We start from the raw sequence: 15712 nt of genomic DNA on the forward strand, positions 1-15712 counted from the left end.
GGGCTCCGCTGTTTTGGTTCTGGGGGGTCCGGTGGGGCGGCGGACCCGTTACTGGTTCGCGGGGCTATTGGGGGCCCCCGCCTCCGTACGTGCCCGCCCCCGCGCGCCGATGCATGTAAACCAGCCGGTCCGTAAGGCCGCGCGGACCTGCCTGGGAGTGAGGGTCAGTGGATGATGCCCGTTCGCAGGGCGACGGCGACCATTCCGGCACGGTCTCCGGTGCCGAGCTTGCGGGCGATTCGGGCGAGGTGGCTCTTGACGGTCAGGGCGGACAGGCCCATGGAGACGCCGATGGCCTTGTTGGACTGGCCCTCGGCGACCAGCCGGAGGACCTCGACCTCGCGGCCGGACAGTTCGCGATAGCCGCCCGGGTGGCTCGGGGTGCCGGGGGGCCGGCGGTGCATACGGGCGGCATTGGCGCCGATGGGGGCGACGCCGGGACGGGTGGGGTGGCCGATGTTGGTTCGGGTGCCGGTGACGACGTAGCCCTTCACGCCGCCCGCGAGGGCGTTGCGTACGGCGCCGATGTCATCGGCGGCGGAAAGGGCGAGGCCGTTCGGCCAGCCGGCGGCTCGGGTCTCGGACAAGAGGGTCAGCCCGGAACCGTCGGGCAGGTGGACGTCGGCTACGCAGATGTCGCGTGGATTGCCGACGCGGGGACGGGCCTCCGCGATGGACGACGCCTCGATGACGTCACGTACTCCGAGTGCCCACAGATGGCGGGTGACGGTGGAACGGACGCGCGGGTCGGCCACGACGACCATGGCCGTCGGCTTGTTCGGGCGGTAGGCGACCAGGCTTGCGGGCTGCTCTAGGAGAACGGACACCAGGCCTCCTGGGGAGTGGCGGGACGGGCCGGCTCGGGGATGAAGCCGGGGCGAACCGTGCTTGAAGGGTCATTGACCTCTTCGGCAGCAGACCCGTCCTCCTTTAGGGGAAGATCACGATTTGCTGAGTAACAATTAGGGCAAATCGGACATGCGATCGATTGTACGAAAAAAATGCCGGTAGCGCCGCGTTTTAAGTCACGCGGTGTTACCGGCCTTCGAGGGTGAGGCTTCAGGAGACCTGGGGGCCGCGCCGCTGGGGGAGCGTCACCACCGCCGCGTCGGCGGGACCCGACGGAGGCAGCCCGGCGATCTGGCACAGCAGATCGCCCCATGCCATCAGGTGCGCCGCCGTGTCCGGCACCCCGCCGTGGCCCTCGCGCGGTGTCCATGACGCCCGGATCTCGATCTGCGTCGCCGGACGCCTCGTGGCCAGCGCGCCGAAGTAGTGCGACCCCGCCCGCGTCACCGTGCCGCCGGCCTCCCCGTACGACAGGCCGCGCGCCTCCAGCGCGCCGGTCAGCCACGACCAGCACACCTCCGGCAGCAGGGGATCGGAAGCCATCTCCGGCTCCAGCTCGGCCCGCACGAGAGTCACCAGGCGGAAGGTTCCCTGCCAGGCCTCGTGTCCGGCCGGGTCATGGAGCAGTACGAGGCGGCCGTCCGCGAGATCGTCCTCGCCCTCCACGACCGCGGCCTCCAGGGCATACGCGTACGGAGCGAGCCGCTTGGGCGGCGGTGTCGACTCGACCTCCAGCTCCGGGCGGAGTCGCGCCGAGTGCAACGCGTCGACCGCCGACCGGAAAGCGGGCGGGACGGAACCACCCTCCGCGCTGTCCTTGCTGTCAGCGCCATCGGATTGATCGGAGAACTGTCCCTGAGCCGGAGCCATGCGGGGAAGAGTAGGCGGAACCGGAGCCTCGCGCAGGGAGGGACACCCGGGCGGGCCCGGCGGCTTGCGGCTTCGTGCGAAGATTCTGGGTGTGAATGCCAACGATCGCCCCATGGGCCAGCAGACGAAGACATCCGCCACCCATGAGTCGGCGTTCCTGAAGGCGTGCCGCCGCGAGCCGGTGCCGCACACACCGATCTGGTTCATGCGCCAGGCCGGACGTTCGCTTCCGGAGTACCTCAAGGTCCGCGAGGGCATCCCGATGCTCGACTCCTGCATGATGCCGGAGCTGGTCGCCGAGATCACGATGCAGCCCGTACGGCGCCACAAGGTGGACGCCGCGGTCTACTACAGCGACATCGTCGTACCGCTCAAGGCCATCGGTATCGACCTCGACATCAAGCCCGGCGTCGGCCCCGTCATCGCCGACCCGATCCGCACCCGCGCCGATCTGGCCCGGCTGCGCGACCTCACCCCCGAGGACGTCCACTACGTCACCGAGGCCATCGGTCTACTCACCGCGGAACTGGGCGCGACCCCCCTCATCGGCTTCGCGGGCGCGCCCTTCACCCTCGCGAGCTACCTCGTGGAGGGCGGCCCGTCGCGCAACCACGAGCACACCAAGGCCCTGATGTACGGCGACCCGCAGCTCTGGGCGGATCTGCTCGACCGGCTCGCCGAGATCACCGGCGCCTTTCTCAAGGTGCAGATCGAGGCGGGCGCCTCGGCCGTCCAGCTCTTCGACTCCTGGGTGGGGGCGCTGTCCCCCGCCGACTACCGGCGTTCGGTGCTGCCCGCCTCGGCGAAGGTCTTCGAGGCCGTCGCCCCGTACGAGGTCCCGCGCATCCACTTCGGTGTCGGCACCGGTGAACTCCTCGGGCCGATGGGTGAGGCCGGCGCGGATGTCGTCGGCGTCGACTGGCGGGTCTCGCTGGACGAGGCCGCGCGCCGGGTCGGTCCCGGCAAGGCGCTCCAGGGCAACCTCGACCCCGCCGTGCTGTTCGCACCGACGGCCGCGGTGGAGGAGAAGGCCCAGGAGGTGCTGGACGCGGCCGCCGGCCTGGAGGGGCACGTCTTCAACCTGGGCCACGGCGTGATGCCGTCGATGGACCCGGACGCCCTGACGCGGCTCGTGGAGTACGTGCACGAGCGGACCGCGCACTGAGCGACGCGGGGGAACCGGGCACCGCGGCTCAGGCGGTGCCCGCCCTGCGCACCGCTGTGACCGCCTTGCGGGCCGCCACCAGGATCGGGTCCCAGACCGGGGAGAACGGCGGGGCATAGCCCAGATCCAGGGCGGTCATCCGGTCCACCGTCATCCCGGCGGTGAGCGCCACGGCCGCGATGTCCACGCGCTTGGCCGCCCCTTCCCGGCCCACGATCTGCACACCGAGCAGCCGCCCCGTGCGGTACTCGGCGAGCATCTTCACGGTCATGGGCCGCGCCCCCGGGTAGTAGCCCGCCCGGCCCGTCGACTCGATCGTCGCCGTGACGAAGCGCAGCCCCACCGCACGGGCGTCCTTCTCCCGCAGCCCGGTGCGGGCGATCTCCAGATCGCACACCTTGCTCACCGCGGTGCCCACCACGCCCGGGAACGTCCCGTACCCGCCGCCCACATTGGCCCCGATGATCTGGCCGTGCTTGTTGGCATGGGTGCCGAGCGCGATATGACGGGTGCGGCCCGCCACCAGATCGAGGACCTCGACGCAGTCGCCGCCCGCCCAGATGTTGTCGTGCCCGACCACCCGCATCGACAGATCGGTGAGCAGACCGCCGTGCGGGCCCAGCGGGAGGCCGACGGCGCGCGCCAGCGTCGTCTCCGGCTCCACGCCGATGCCGAGCACCACCACGTCCGCCGGGCAGGAGCCGTCGCCGGTGGCGACCGCGCGGACCCGGCCGTCCGGTCCGGTGCGGATCGCGGTGACCTCGGCCCCGTTGACCGTGGTGATGCCCAGACCGTCCATCGCCTCGTGGACCAGCCGCCCCATGTCGGGGTCGAGCGTGGCCATCGGCTGCTCGCCGCGGTTGAGCACGGTCACCTCGAAGCCGCGCTTCAGCATCGCCTCCGCCATCTCGACGCCGATGTAGCCCGCTCCGACGACGACCGCCCGTCTGCGTCCCGGCGCCAGGTCCAGCGAATCCAGCAGCGCCTGCCCGTCGTCCAGCGTCTGCACTCCATGCACCCCGGGCGCGTCCATGCCGGGCAGCGCCGGACGCACCGGCCGGGCACCGGTCGCGATCACCAGCTTGTCGAAGGCCGTCCAGTACGTCTCGCCGGTCTCCCGGTCCAGGGCCCGGACCCGCTGTCCGGCGACATCGATCTCCGTGACCTCGGTGCGCATCCGCAGGTCGATGTCGCGGGCCCGGTGCTCCTGCGGTGTACGGGCGATGAGGTCGTCCCGCTCCGCGACGTCGCCGCCGACCCAGTACGGGATGCCGCAGGCGGAGTACGAGGTGAAATGGCCCCGCTCGAAGGCGATGATGCTCAGTTCGTCGGGTCCCTTGAGCCTGCGGGCCTGGGACGCGGCGGACATGCCCGCCGCGTCACCACCGATGACCACCAGTCGCTCCGCCGTCATACCTGGTCCCTCCGACCCGGAGTCCGAAGGGACCACGTTACGACGCGGGGGGCGCGGACGTCGGCTCGGTCGGCTCGGACGCACGCGGCGCACGGCGCGCGGCCGACCGGTTCCGCAGCAGCCGCCACAGCAGCAGGAGAACGGCGACCGCCGCCAGGAACGGGGCCGCGGCACCGACCGCCATCGCGAGCCACCGCAGCATCGTGACGAACGCGTGCCAGCCGCCGCCGAGCGCGTCCAGGAAGCCGGGGTCGTCGTCACCGCCCTTCGTCGCCGTCTCCGGCTCGGACAGGTCGAGGGTGATCGTGGCGAGCGTGGTGCGGTCCTTCAACGACGCCTGCTGGGCGAGCAACGACTCCAAGGACGCCTGACGGCTGCTCAGTTCCCCTTCCAGCGCGACCACGTCGGTGAGTTTCTCGGCCCGGTCCATCAGCTTGCGCACCCGTGCCACGCTCGCCCGCTGGGTGGCGATCCGGCTCTCCACGTCGACCACCTGGTCGGTGACGTCCTTCGCGGACGACGTGCGCGAGAGCAGCTTCCCGGCACCCGCGAGATCCCGCAGGACCGCGTCGTACTCGCCCTGCGGGACACGCAATACGATATGTGACATTTCACGTGTGTCGTCGACCCGCTCGGTCTCCTCGCCCGCCACCAGACCGCCCACGCTCTCCGCGGCCGAGCGGGCGGCCGCCGCGGCCTTCGGCACGTTCTTCACCTCCACCGAGAGCGAGGCGGTACGGATGACATGGGTGCCGACGGGCAGGGCATCGGACTTCTTCCGCTCCGCGGGCGAACCGCCCGCCTCCTGCGGGCCCTGTGCCGCCTTTCCGTCCGCGGCGTCCGCGGCGCTCCGCTCGCCCGCGGAGACCGCCTTCTTGCTGTCGCCGGAACCCGAATCGCTCGCGCTGCCCGAGGCGCCGCAGCCGCTGAGAGCGAGGAGCCCGGCCAGGAGCCCGGCGGCCAGCACCATGTGTGAACGACGGACGGATGAACGGCCGGAATGCCGGTCTGTCTGCATAACTGCTCTCCCGAGACGGGTGGTTGATGGTGCCGGTTCGACGTGCGGGGCAGGGGTGCGGGTTGCCCGATACCGGTTTCGAAGCGGTCACGTTCAGGACTCGGACGAGGTTTGAGAGAGTGGGGGCATGCAGCGTTCACACAACCGCGCGGACACAGGTACGGGTCATGTCGTCGTCATCGGCGGCGGCATCGCCGGGCTCGCCGCCGCCCACCGGCTCCTCGGGGCCGGGCTGCGGGTCACCCTCCTGGAGGCCACCGAGCGGCTCGGCGGCAAGCTCATGACCGGTGAGATCGCGGGGACCCGGGTCGACCTGGGTGCCGAGTCGATGCTCGCCCGGCGCCCGGAAGCGGTCGCCCTGGCGCGCGCCGTCGGGCTCGGCGACCGCCTCCAGCCACCCGCCACCGCCACCGCATCGGTCTGGACGCGCGACGCCCTGCGGCCCATGCCCAAGGGCCATGTGATGGGCGTACCGAGCGACCCGGCGGCGCTCGGCGCGGTGCTCTCCCCGGAGGGCCTCGCCCGCATCGCGCAGGAACGCGACCTCACCCCGACCCCCGTCGGCGACGACGTCGCGGTCGGTGCGTACGTCGCCGACCGGCTGGGCCGCGAGGTCGTCGACCGGCTCGTGGAGCCGCTGCTCGGCGGGGTGTACGCGGGCGACGCCTACCGGATCTCGATGCGCGCCGCCGTGCCCCAGCTCTTCGAGGTGGCACAGGAGGGCGGTTCACTGCTCGACGGTGTCCGGCGCGTCCAGGAGCGCGCCGCCGCCCGGCAGCAGACCGGACCGGTGTTCCAGGGCATCGACGGCGGCATCGGCACTCTGCCGTCCGCGGTCGCCGACGCCGTGCGCGCGGCGGGCGGGGAGATCCTGACCGCCACCCCCGTCCTCGGCCTGACCCGTACCGCCGACGGCTGGGACGTCCGCACGGACGCCCGGGTGATCCCCGCCGACGGCATCGTGCTGGCCGCGCCCGCCTGGTCCGCCTCCACCCTGCTCGCCGCCGAGTCCCCGGCCGCGTCCGCCGAGCTCGCCGGTGTCGAGTACGCGTCGATGGCCCTGGTCACCATGGCGTTCCGCCGCTCCGACGTGGCCGCCACCGACGCACTCCACGGGCGCTCCGGCTTCCTCGTGCCCCCGGTGGACGGTCGCACCATCAAGGCCTCCACCTTCTCCACCCACAAGTGGAACTGGGTCGCCGACGGCGCCCCCGACCTGTTCGTCCTGCGCACCTCCGTCGGCCGGTACGGCGAGGAGGACCACCTGCACCGTGAGGACGGCGAACTGGTCGATGTGTCGCTGCGCGACCTCGCCGCGGCGACCGGACTGACCGCGAGGCCCGTGGACACCGAGGTCACCCGGTGGACAGGCGGATTGCCCCAGTACCCCGTGGGCCACCTCTCGCGGGTCGCCCGGATCCGCGACGAGGTCGCCAAACTGCCCGCGCTGCGGGTCTGCGGAGCGGTCTACGACGGCGTCGGCATCCCGGCGTGCATCGCCAGCGCCCACCGGGCCGCCGACGAGATCGTCCGCGACATCTCGGGCGGTTCCGGGGAAGAGATCATCGCCACGTCGACCCTGGTTCAGGGCACACGGAGCGAGGCGGGACAATAGCCGTATGAGTGCGCCTGAGACTGTGAAATCAAGCAAGGGCCCCAACGCGGGTAAGAAGGCCAAGGACCTCAATGAGGTCATCCGCTACACGCTGTGGTCCGTCTTCAAGCTCCGCGACGTCCTGCCCGCGGACCGTGCCGGTTACGCCGACGAGGTCCAGGAGCTGTTCGACCAGCTGGCGGCGAAGGACATCACCGTTCGTGGCACCTACGACCTGTCCGGCGTGCGTGCCGACGCCGACATCATGATCTGGTGGCACGCCGAGACCGCGGACGAGCTGCAGGAGGCGTACAACCTCTTCCGGCGCACCAAGCTGGGCCTGGCACTGGAGCCCGTCTGGTCGAACATGGCGCTGCACCGCCCCGCCGAGTTCAACAAGTCGCACATCCCGGCGTTCCTGGCCGACGAGACGCCGCGCAACTACATCAGCGTCTACCCCTTCGTGCGCTCCTACGACTGGTACCTGCTGCCCGACGAGGACCGCCGCCGCATGCTCGCGGACCACGGCAAGATGGCCCGCGGCTACCCCGACGTCCGGGCCAACACCGTCGCCTCCTTCTCGCTCGGCGACTACGAGTGGATCCTCGCCTTCGAGGCCGACGAGCTGCACCGGATCGTCGACCTGATGCGCCACCTGCGGGCCTCCGAGGCTCGGATGCACGTCCGTGAGGAGGTCCCGTTCTACACGGGACGCAGGAAGTCGGTCGCAGACCTGGTGGCCGGGCTCGCGTAGCGAGCGGGCTCCGACCACCCCAGCCCGGAAGATCAGACGGCGGGCGCCGGCGCGTTCCGCGCTGCCCGTCGTTCCAGCGACACCGGGTTCGGCTCCGGGTTCGCCGCAGGCACCGGCCTGCGGCGACCCCGGAACCCACAGAAAGGCACGCGGAGCACGGCTCCGTTCCCAGGCGCCGTCGAACGCCCGCCAGGGATGACTGTCCGACACCGAGGTCTCGTTCGCGGCCAGCAGCCGTCGGCCGGCGGGCGAGGCCCAGGAGCTGTACGGATGGACCTCCATCCGGGCGATGGCCAGACATCCCAGGGTCAGCGCGAGCGGCAGCCCGAACCAGACGAGCATGGACACCACCGGGCCGCCGGGGCACGCCTCCTGACCGGGTATCAGCAGTGCGGCAGCGCCCATCGCGCCCACCAGCAGAGTCGCTGCCGTCCGTACCGGCCAAATGGGTTCATCATGCGGACGGTGCGGCGCCGCGGGGGAGAGCGCGGGGTACCGCATGCGCTCAGGAACTGCTGCCGCAACTGGAACCCCCGCCCCCGCAACTGGAACCCCCGCCCTCGCAACTGGAACCCCCGCCCCCGCAGCTGGAACCGCCCCCGCAGCCGGAACCGCTGCTGCCGGAACAACTGGAGCCGCTCGATCCGCCGCAGCCGGACCCCGAGCCGCAGCTCGCCCCCGAACCGCACCCGCCGCCGCCACCACTCCCGCCGCCGCTGCCTCCGTCGCTGGAACTCCCGCAACTGCCGTTGCCGGGGCTGGTACCGGCGCACCAGACCACCGGTGCGACGAACAGCATCGAGGAGTCCGACGACGCGTGCGAGCCCGAACCCGGGCCCGCGAGCAGAGGCCGCCCGGCCGGGCGCATCCTGGCCGCCGCGATCAGCTGCGTCCGCAGTACGGGGTCGGGGAGGGCGCGCAGTCCGAGTGTGGCCACCAGGTGGGCCGGCTGCGGGTTGTACGCGTGGGCGGCGCGGTACACCTCGGCCGCCCGCCGCCCCGGCTTGGTGACGCGCCCCCGGGCGATGCCCGCGCAGACGAAGCCGATCGGGAAGCCGATGATCAGGGCCGGGAGGACCTTGAAGACGAAGGGTACGGAGAAGTCCGTCTCGGGCGAGTCGTCGGCCATGAACCCCATGGCCGTCACCACGACGGTGAGCGGGATGGCCAGCAGACAGACCAGGCCCTGTACGACGCCCCAGCGGCGCCACACGCGGGTCGTCGTGGGCGAAGCCAGCAGCCCGCGGGCCGCGAGCCCGTCGCCGATCTCCTGCAGCGCGGGGTGCCGCATCACCGCGTCGCGCAGGGTGTGCAGGGCGCCGCTGGGAGCGGTGGCATGTGTCCGGAGCACCGCGCGCTCGACCGGGTCACGGGCGTCCGCCTGCTGGACGGCGACGATGCCGGGGCCGCCGATGGTGAGCCGTCCGTCCGTGTGCATCGCGGTGAGTGTGGTGTCCACGACCCTGCCCGGCCCCCCGTTCAGGAAGGCGACTTCGAGGAGGTCGTGGACCGGGCCGCCGGACCCGCCGCGGGCACGGGCGAGTCCCACGACCAGGAGGACGCAGGAGACCGCTACGGCGAGGTCCACCAGCAGCGCGAGCGTGTTCGTGTCGGTCATCCTCCGGTCACCTTCCGACCAGGGCCGCGCGGGCCGCCCGTACCAGCCGGGTGGTGCGGCGCGGCGGTCGCGCGCCGGCCCGGTCCTGCCACCAGTACGTCAGCCGGCGCCGTGCCGCGTCGTCGGCGGGCCGGCCGGCGATCAGCAGATCCTCGGCGAAGTCCAGTGCGTCGCGACGGTATCCGGCGGACATGGGGCGGGTCCTGGCGTACGCGAGGAACGCGTCCCGGTACCCGGCGCCCAGGATCTCCGGCAGTTCGGGAGCCACCTTGGCGACCACCCCGGCCCGCTTGGCCGCCAGGGCACGGCTTTGGATCCCGAGACGGTGGTGGTCGAAGCCGTGCGGGGCGGGCGTGCCCGCGACGAGGGCGGAGAGCAGAGCGGTCTGGGCGACCGCGACCCGGTCGCGCGCCGAGTCGGGGGACGCGGGCTCCTCGGCGCCCGGGGCGAGCCGGCTCGCGCCCCCTCCGGCGGACGGGGCCGGGATGCTGCGGGCGGCCGCCCGGTCCAGCGTGGTGCGGATCGTGGTGAGTTCGTCCGCCAGCTCCGCGGCGGGCGGGAAGTCGTCGTCCCGCTCCAGCAGCACACCGGGCGGGTCGACCCGGGAACGGAGTTCGGCGAGGACGTCGAGGACGGGCCGGGTGACCGGGTGGGCGTGGGTGTCGTGCCAGACGCCGTCCTTCTCGACGCCCCCCGCCACATGTACGTACGCGATGGCCTCCACCGGCAGTTCGTCGAGCGCGGTGGCCGGGTCCTCCCCGCGGTTCACGTGGTTGGTGTGCAGATTGGCGACGTCGATCAGCAGCCGGACGCCGGTGCGCTCGACCAGCTCCGCCAGGAACTGCCCCTCCGTCAGCTCCTCGTCGGGCCAGGAGATCAGCGCCGCGATGTTCTCCAGTGCCAGCGGTACCGGCAGCGCGTCCTGCGCGATCCGTACGTTCTCGCACAGCACGTCCAGTGCGTCCCGGGTGCGGGGGACGGGGAGCAGATGGCCCGCTTCCAGTCCCGGCGAAGCGGTGCGCGGCCCCCCGGCCCGTACGAACGCGATGTGCTCGGTGACCAGCGGAGTGCCGAGCAGCTCGGCGCGGGCCGCGAGATCCGCGAGCCGGCCGGCGTCGGGGCGCTCGGCTCCGCCGAGCCCCAGCGCGACGCCGTGCGGGACGACGGTGACACCGCGCTCCCTGAGCCGTACCAGCGAGTCGGGCAGATGACCGGTGCAGATGTTCTCCGCTACCGTCTCCACCCAGTCGATCCCCGGCAGTGCCTCGACCACGTCCGCGATCTCCGGCCGCCAGCCGATGCCGATTCCCAGCTTCATGCGATCCCCCTCCTCCACTCCGTGCAGGGCTGATGGCCCCGGCGAGCAGTGGTCAATCCGAACAGGGGGACGTTCAGAGCTTCATTTGAGGTTCCGTGTCCGGGGAGATCGGGGCGGCGGAACGGTGGCGGGGCGCGGGACGGCCGGCCGGCCGCGCCCTCCCCCGCTCAACCCCGCAGCGCGGGATGGTCGGCGACCACCGTGCACGAACCGGGCGCGATCTCGGTGAATCCGGCGTCGCGCACGACCGGGAGCCCGCTCACCGTGAGTTCCCGCCAGCGGCCCGCCCCGGGGGCGGCGACGGACAGCGGGAAGCCCGCCTCGCGCCACGCCTTGCGCTCCGTCTCCGACAGCTCCCACCAGGCGAGCTGTGCGCCGTGCCCGGCCTGTGCCATCGCCTTGCCGGCGGACATCTCCAGCTCCGGATTGAGCCAGAGCACGGGGCCCGCGAGGTCGGGCGCGGCCGGTGGTTCGGGGTCGTCCAGATCCGTCCCCGACACCTGGAGCTTCGCCAGTTCCTTCGGCCAGCCGTCGAGGGGCACCGGCGGGAAGACCCGGACCTCGGCGCTCTCGCCCGTGACCGTGAGGCCTGGCAGCGCGGACGCCCTGCGCCACTCCGCGCCGCGCGCCCGACGCACCACCTTGCGGATCCGGGCATCCTGCCAGTCCCGCATCGCCTGCGCCCACTCGCCCTCGCCGGCCGACCGCTCGTCGGAGAGCATCACGAGCACCGCGCGGGCGGCGGTCCGCAGCGCGTCGTTGCGCGCCGGGGGAGCCGTCTTCTCGATGCGCACGACCAGCGGCAGTACGTACTGCGGGGCCTCGTCGCGGGTCGTCCGCCCGGACCTGAACGGGCTGTCCGCCACAGCGGTGCCGGACTCCGGCAGAGACGTGGCCGGGGACTCGGAGGAGAGTGCGGGGGTGTTGTTGTCGCTCACCCGGTCCAGTCTGCCAGCCGCCGAAGAAACGCTTCTTGGCGGAATGAATCGGTCCGGGTGAGGATGCAGCGCATGAAGAGCGATCTCTTTTCCAGCGAGAACCTGGCGCAGCAGGCGACAGCCCCCGGGATGACCCTGCAGAACGCCAAATCCATCAAGTACGCCGTCAATGGTGAGATGCACGCCCGCCAGGGATCGATGATCGCGTTCCGCGGCGATCTGCAGTTCGAGCGCAAGGGGCAGGGCATCGGCGGGCTGCTCAAGCGGGCCGTCACCGGCGAGGGGCTGCCGCTGATGGCGGTCCGCGGCCAGGGCGAGGCATGGTTCGCGCACGAGGCCGCGAACTGTTTCATCGTGGAGATGGAACAGGGCGACGTCCTCACCATCAACGGCCGGAACGTGCTCTGTTTCGATGCCACGCTCACCTACGAGATCAAGACCGTGAAGGGCGCCGGAATGACCGGCGGCGGCATCTTCAACAGCGTCTTCACCGGGTACGGCAAGCTCGGGCTGATGTGTGAGGGCCACCCCATCGTGATACCCGTCACGCCCCAGCAGCCGGTGTGCGTCGACACGGACGCGGTGGTCGGCTGGAGCGCCAGTCTGACCACGTCGCTGCACCGCTCGCAGAGCTTCGGCTCGATGATGCGCGGCGGATCGGGAGAGGCCGTCCAGCTGCGGCTGGACGGTGAGGGCTTCGTGATCGTACGGCCCAGCGAGCTCAAGCAGGAGAAGGCATCAGCGAACTGAGACCGAGTGGGGTCGGCCGCCGGTACGGCCGGGGCGGGCCATGGGTGCTGCGCGGGGTCGACCTCGACCTGCCGCCGCACGGCCTGGTCCGGATCGACGGCGCCAACGGCACCGGCAAGTCCACGCTGTTGTGCAGACTCACTTCGCTGCGCGGCTGAGTAAGGGCTGTCCCGTAGGCTCCTGCACATGGACGAGTCGTACTGCGGGACGCCCGCCGTCGCCCCCGCACCCGCCGGGGCGGAGCCCGCCGCGGGACCTCCGTACGCCGAGTGCGTCCTGTGCCGGAAGCCGACCGAGTACCCCGAGTCCGTCAAGGGCATCACGCTCTGCCCGGTCTGTGAATGGCAGGAGGCCCAGCGCTCGGCGTGCTCGGGCTGACGACGCCCGGTCAGCCGCGCATCAGGTCGGAGACCTTCACGAAGCGGTACCCGAGCCTGCGCAGCTCCGGGACCACTCGACCCACCGCCCGGTCCGTGACCGGCGCCGCGCTGCGGGTGCAGTGCATGACGACCAGGGAGCCGGGACGCACCCCGTCCAGCACCTGCTGCGCCACCGCGTCCGCGTTGGTCGCGAACGCGTCGCCGCTGACCACGTCCCACTGCACCGCCGTGACCCGCTCGGGCGCGAGCGCGCGCCGCACCGCGTGGTCGTAGCAGCCGCCGGGGAAGCGGAAGTACGGCACCACATTGCGCACACGGGCCTTCCGGAACGCGGCGAAGGCCCGTTCCACATCACCGCGCATGTCGCCCTTCGCCACGGTCGGCAGCCCGTAGCAGGGGGACGTGAAGGCGTAGTGGCTGTACGAGTGGTTGGCGACCTCGAAGAGCGGATCGGCGCCGATGGACCGGGCCTGTGCCGGGTACTCATCGGCCCACCGCCCCGTCATGAACACCGTCGCGGGCACCTTCAACCGGCGCAGCAGCGCGATCAGTTCGGGGTTGTCGAAGTGCTCACCCGCGGCCGCGCGCGGGCCCTCGTCGGCCGTCATGTCGGCGTCGAAGGTCAGCGCCACCACCTTCTCGCCCGTCCGTGCCCCGTGTGCGAACACCGGCGTCAGTCCGCCCGGGGCCGGGGCGAGCGTGGGCGGCTGCTTCGTCGTGGTGGGGGTCGCGCCCACGGACGGCGATGCCGAGGGGGCATGGACGGCAGCGGGAGTACGCCCTCCGGCCGAGGGGTGGTCCGTGGAGGACGTTCCGCCGCTCCCACAGCCGGCGAGACTGCCGAGCACCGTACCCAGAACAGTCAGAGCCGTAAATTTTCGTGCAGAGTTGATCACCCGCGGAAAGTATCGGACTATCCGATGAAGGGACGTGTGCGGCGCTCCTGCGCATCGAAGTCGCTCCCGGATTCACTCGGGCCGTCCAGCAGATGCTCCGCGGTGAAGCCGAGGAGTCGTCGCGCGGCCGTGGTGTCCACCGGCGCGGTAGGTCCGGACGGCGCGCGGGGGCGGGCGACAACGGCCCGCCCTCCACGCGCGCGTCAGCGCGTCAGCGCCACGGCCCCGTCACCGCGAACGTCGTCCCCGGCGTGTAGCAGTTGACGTACATCGTCCCGCCGTCCGGAGCGAACGTGACCCCGGCGAACTCGCCCCACGCCGGCTCCTCGGGCGTCCCGATGTTCTGGCGGCCTCGCGCCATCGCGTACACCTCGCCGCCCCGCGTCAGGCCGAACACGTGCTGGGCGCCGTCGCCGTCCTCGCACACCATCAGCCCGCCGTCGGAGGCCAGACAGATGTTGTCCGGGGATTCGCCGGGCAGTTGGACGTCCGTTCCCGGACCGAAGACGATCACCAGCGTGAGGCGGCGCCGCTTCGGCTCGTACCGCCACACCTGGCCGTAGTGGTCGGCCGCCGAACCCTGCGAGCTGTGCGCGAAGCTGGAGACGAAGTAGACCGCGGACCCGCCCCAGTAACAGCCTTCCAGCTTCTGCGCGTGCGTGATGCCCTTCGGGCCGAAGTCCTGGAACCGGATCGGGGTCACGGCCGCCTGCGGATCCGGTACGGGCACCCACTCGACGCCCTCGAAGCTCGCGCCGGTCTCCTGGACCGCGGAGAGGTCGGGGACGCCCGGCACCCGCATCGCCTCCAGATGGCCGCCCGCCCGCAGCGATCCCGTCCCGCCGAGCGGCTTGTTCGGCAGGAAGCGGTAGAAGAGCCCGAACGGCTTGTCGAACGCGTCCTCCGTCTCGTACACGATCCCGCTCTTCGGATCGATCGCGATCGCCTCGTGCTGGAAGCGGCCCATCGCGGTGAGCGGCACGGCGCCGGTGCGGCGCGGATCGGCGCCGTCCACCTCGAAGATGAAGCCGTGGTCCTTGGTGTAGCCGTTGGTACCGGCCCGGTCCTCGGTCTCCTCGCAGGTCAGCCAGGTGTTCCAAGGGGTGCGGCCGCCCGCGCAGTTCACCGCGGTACCGGCGATGGCGACGCGTTCGCCCAGGACGTTGTTGCGGCCGTCCAGTTCCAGGGCGGTGCAGCCGCCCTTGCCCATCGGGTCGTAGGTGAGGCCCTCGACGACCGGGACCGGGATCCTGGCGGTGACGCGGTTCTCGTGGTTGCGGACGAGACGGACGTGTCCGTGCCGCCCTGCGAAGGCGGCCATCCCGTCGTGGTTGCCGGGGACCTGGCCCTCGCCCGAGCGGAGCGGGTCGCCCTCCCGGGACAGGACCCGGTAGCGGAAGCCCTTCGGGAGGTCGAGCAGACCGTCCGGGTCGGGCACGAGCGGGCCGTAGCCGCTGTGCCCACGGGCGGCGGCGGTACCCGCGAAGAGTTCGGAGAACGCCCCGGCGAAGGCGATCGAGGCAACGGCCGCGCCGCTGCCGGCCAGGACCTGTCGTCGTGTTGCGAGGTGTCGTGCTGCTGTTGATGACATGAGGCAACTCCCTGCTGGCGGACAGGAGAAGTGACCCGCATGTGTGTACCACGCGTATCGTCGCGCGGAAACCACGCGGGTCACCGTGCCTCGTGCGTGTCACGGGCCCACGGGGGCCCGTGGGGTCAGGCCAGGGACGCGCTGAGCGTGATCGTCGTGCCCGTCAGTGCCTGGCTGACCGGGCAGTTCGCCTTGGCGTCCTCGGCGGCCTTGACGAAGCCCGCCTCGTCGAGACCCGGCACGTCGCCCTGGACGGTGAGGTGGATACCGGTGATACCGGTGCCGGGCTGGAATGTGACCTCGGCCTGGGTGGTCAGTCGGGTCGGCGGGGTGCCGGCCGTGGTCAGGCCGTGGGACAGCGCCATCGAGAAGCAGCTGGAGTGGGCCGCCGCGATGAGCTCCTCCGGGCTGGTCTTCCCATTCGCCTTCTCCGCGCGGGACGGCCAGGAGACCTCGTAGTCCCCGATGCCGGAGGAGTCGAAGGTGACGACGCCCTTGCCCTCGATCAGGTTGCCTTCCCAGACCGTGTGCGCCTGACGCGTGGTAGCCATGCTGGA

Annotated in this window: 15 protein-coding genes and 1 pseudogene; 6 read left to right on the forward strand and 10 right to left on the reverse strand. The window is 71.8% G+C overall.

What is annotated here, in order from left to right; translation table 11 throughout:
• Positions 1-164: 164 nt before the first annotated feature.
• Positions 165-827, reverse strand: coding sequence for a response regulator transcription factor (locus ACF1B9_RS16265; protein WP_024488613.1), 663 nt, complete (start codon positions 825-827; stop codon positions 165-167).
• A gap of 232 nt (positions 828-1059) precedes the next feature.
• Positions 1060-1719, reverse strand: a complete 660-nt coding sequence (locus tag ACF1B9_RS16270) for a DUF3000 domain-containing protein (RefSeq protein WP_391740484.1) — start codon at positions 1717-1719, stop codon at positions 1060-1062.
• A 91-nt stretch (positions 1720-1810) separates the two neighbouring features.
• On the opposite strand from ACF1B9_RS16270, the gene hemE reads away from it, so the two are divergent.
• Positions 1811-2884 carry a uroporphyrinogen decarboxylase gene (hemE, locus tag ACF1B9_RS16275; protein WP_391740485.1) on the forward strand — a complete coding sequence of 358 codons (1074 nt, stop codon included), beginning with the start codon at positions 1811-1813 and terminating at the stop codon, positions 2882-2884.
• Positions 2885-2912: 28 nt separating this feature from the next.
• Here the strand turns inward: hemE and ACF1B9_RS16280 are convergent, their stop codons facing one another.
• Together ACF1B9_RS16280 and ACF1B9_RS16285 are read right to left on the reverse strand one after the other, a co-directional pair.
• Positions 2913-4298 carry an FAD-dependent oxidoreductase gene (locus tag ACF1B9_RS16280; RefSeq protein ID WP_391740486.1) on the reverse strand — a complete coding sequence of 462 codons (1386 nt, stop codon included), beginning with the start codon at positions 4296-4298 and terminating at the stop codon, positions 2913-2915.
• 37 nt (positions 4299-4335) lie between these two features.
• The gene (locus tag ACF1B9_RS16285; RefSeq protein ID WP_391740487.1) at positions 4336-5268 is read right to left on the reverse strand and encodes a DUF4349 domain-containing protein; all 933 of its coding nucleotides are present in this window, start codon (positions 5266-5268) and stop codon (positions 4336-4338) included.
• Between the two features lie 175 nt (positions 5269-5443).
• On the opposite strand from ACF1B9_RS16285, the gene hemG reads away from it, so the two are divergent.
• Positions 5444-6931, forward strand: a complete 1488-nt coding sequence (gene hemG / locus ACF1B9_RS16290) for a protoporphyrinogen oxidase (RefSeq protein WP_391740488.1) — start codon at positions 5444-5446, stop codon at positions 6929-6931.
• A 4-nt stretch (positions 6932-6935) separates the two neighbouring features.
• Complete coding sequence (hemQ, locus tag ACF1B9_RS16295; RefSeq protein ID WP_351787783.1) at positions 6936-7664, forward strand: hydrogen peroxide-dependent heme synthase; 729 nt, start codon at positions 6936-6938, stop codon at positions 7662-7664.
• A 505-nt stretch (positions 7665-8169) separates the two neighbouring features.
• Here hemQ and ACF1B9_RS16300 read toward each other — a convergent pair.
• From ACF1B9_RS16300 to ACF1B9_RS16310, 3 genes are all read right to left on the reverse strand, one after another.
• On the reverse strand, positions 8170-9282 hold the full coding sequence (locus ACF1B9_RS16300) for a TIGR04222 domain-containing membrane protein (protein WP_391740489.1): 1113 nt from the start codon (positions 9280-9282) through the stop codon (positions 8170-8172).
• Positions 9283-9289: 7 nt separating this feature from the next.
• A complete protein-coding gene (locus tag ACF1B9_RS16305) occupies positions 9290-10600 on the reverse strand; it encodes a DUF692 family multinuclear iron-containing protein (RefSeq protein ID WP_391740490.1) in 1311 nt (436 codons plus the stop codon).
• 167 nt (positions 10601-10767) lie between these two features.
• Positions 10768-11487 carry a peptidyl-tRNA hydrolase gene (locus tag ACF1B9_RS16310; protein WP_391740755.1) on the reverse strand — a complete coding sequence of 240 codons (720 nt, stop codon included), beginning with the start codon at positions 11485-11487 and terminating at the stop codon, positions 10768-10770.
• Positions 11488-11610: 123 nt separating this feature from the next.
• Between ACF1B9_RS16310 and ACF1B9_RS16315 the strand changes: the two genes are divergently transcribed.
• The 3 genes and pseudogenes from ACF1B9_RS16315 to ACF1B9_RS16325 all read left to right on the forward strand — a co-directional run bounded on the left by ACF1B9_RS16315 (position 11611) and on the right by ACF1B9_RS16325 (position 12666).
• Complete coding sequence (locus ACF1B9_RS16315) at positions 11611-12288, forward strand: AIM24 family protein (RefSeq protein WP_391740491.1); 678 nt, start codon at positions 11611-11613, stop codon at positions 12286-12288.
• Positions 12285-12437, forward strand: a pseudogene (locus ACF1B9_RS16320) (ABC transporter ATP-binding protein); the annotation flags it as partial. The gene ACF1B9_RS16315 and the pseudogene ACF1B9_RS16320, both read left to right, overlap by 4 nt.
• Positions 12438-12474: 37 nt before the next feature.
• Entirely contained in the window at positions 12475-12666 is a 192-nt protein-coding gene (locus ACF1B9_RS16325; RefSeq protein ID WP_391740492.1) for a hypothetical protein, read from the forward strand.
• A 10-nt stretch (positions 12667-12676) separates the two neighbouring features.
• Here ACF1B9_RS16325 and ACF1B9_RS16330 read toward each other — a convergent pair whose 3' ends face one another.
• From ACF1B9_RS16330 to ACF1B9_RS16340, 3 genes are all read right to left on the reverse strand, one after another.
• Positions 12677-13564, reverse strand: coding sequence for a polysaccharide deacetylase family protein (locus tag ACF1B9_RS16330; protein WP_391740493.1), 888 nt, complete (start codon positions 13562-13564; stop codon positions 12677-12679).
• Between the two features lie 211 nt (positions 13565-13775).
• The gene (locus tag ACF1B9_RS16335; RefSeq protein WP_391740494.1) at positions 13776-15155 is read right to left on the reverse strand and encodes an alkaline phosphatase PhoX; all 1380 of its coding nucleotides are present in this window, start codon (positions 15153-15155) and stop codon (positions 13776-13778) included.
• Between the two features lie 125 nt (positions 15156-15280).
• A complete protein-coding gene (locus tag ACF1B9_RS16340; protein WP_391740495.1) occupies positions 15281-15706 on the reverse strand; it encodes an OsmC family protein in 426 nt (141 codons plus the stop codon).
• Between the last annotated feature and the right edge of the window lie 6 nt (positions 15707-15712).

This window comes from Streptomyces sp. NPDC014727, assembly GCF_043083485.1.
GTDB lineage: Bacteria > Actinomycetota > Actinomycetes > Streptomycetales > Streptomycetaceae > Streptomyces.

Coding starts and splice junctions, on each gene's coding strand:
- ACF1B9_RS16335 (WP_391740494.1), bottom strand. CDS start 15,155: ATGTCATCAACAGCAGCACGACACCTCGCAACACGACGACAGGTCCTG.
- ACF1B9_RS16270 (WP_391740484.1), bottom strand. CDS start 1,719: ATGGCTCCGGCTCAGGGACAGTTCTCCGATCAATCCGATGGCGCTGAC.
- ACF1B9_RS16300 (WP_391740489.1), bottom strand. CDS start 9,282: ATGACCGACACGAACACGCTCGCGCTGCTGGTGGACCTCGCCGTAGCG.
- ACF1B9_RS16340 (WP_391740495.1), bottom strand. CDS start 15,706: ATGGCTACCACGCGTCAGGCGCACACGGTCTGGGAAGGCAACCTGATC.
- ACF1B9_RS16305 (WP_391740490.1), bottom strand. CDS start 10,600: ATGAAGCTGGGAATCGGCATCGGCTGGCGGCCGGAGATCGCGGACGTG.
- hemG (WP_391740488.1), top strand. CDS start 5,444: ATGCAGCGTTCACACAACCGCGCGGACACAGGTACGGGTCATGTCGTC.
- ACF1B9_RS16315 (WP_391740491.1), top strand. CDS start 11,611: ATGAAGAGCGATCTCTTTTCCAGCGAGAACCTGGCGCAGCAGGCGACA.
- hemQ (WP_351787783.1), top strand. CDS start 6,936: ATGAGTGCGCCTGAGACTGTGAAATCAAGCAAGGGCCCCAACGCGGGT.
- ACF1B9_RS16280 (WP_391740486.1), bottom strand. CDS start 4,298: ATGACGGCGGAGCGACTGGTGGTCATCGGTGGTGACGCGGCGGGCATG.
- ACF1B9_RS16325 (WP_391740492.1), top strand. CDS start 12,475: ATGGACGAGTCGTACTGCGGGACGCCCGCCGTCGCCCCCGCACCCGCC.
- ACF1B9_RS16285 (WP_391740487.1), bottom strand. CDS start 5,268: ATGGTGCTGGCCGCCGGGCTCCTGGCCGGGCTCCTCGCTCTCAGCGGC.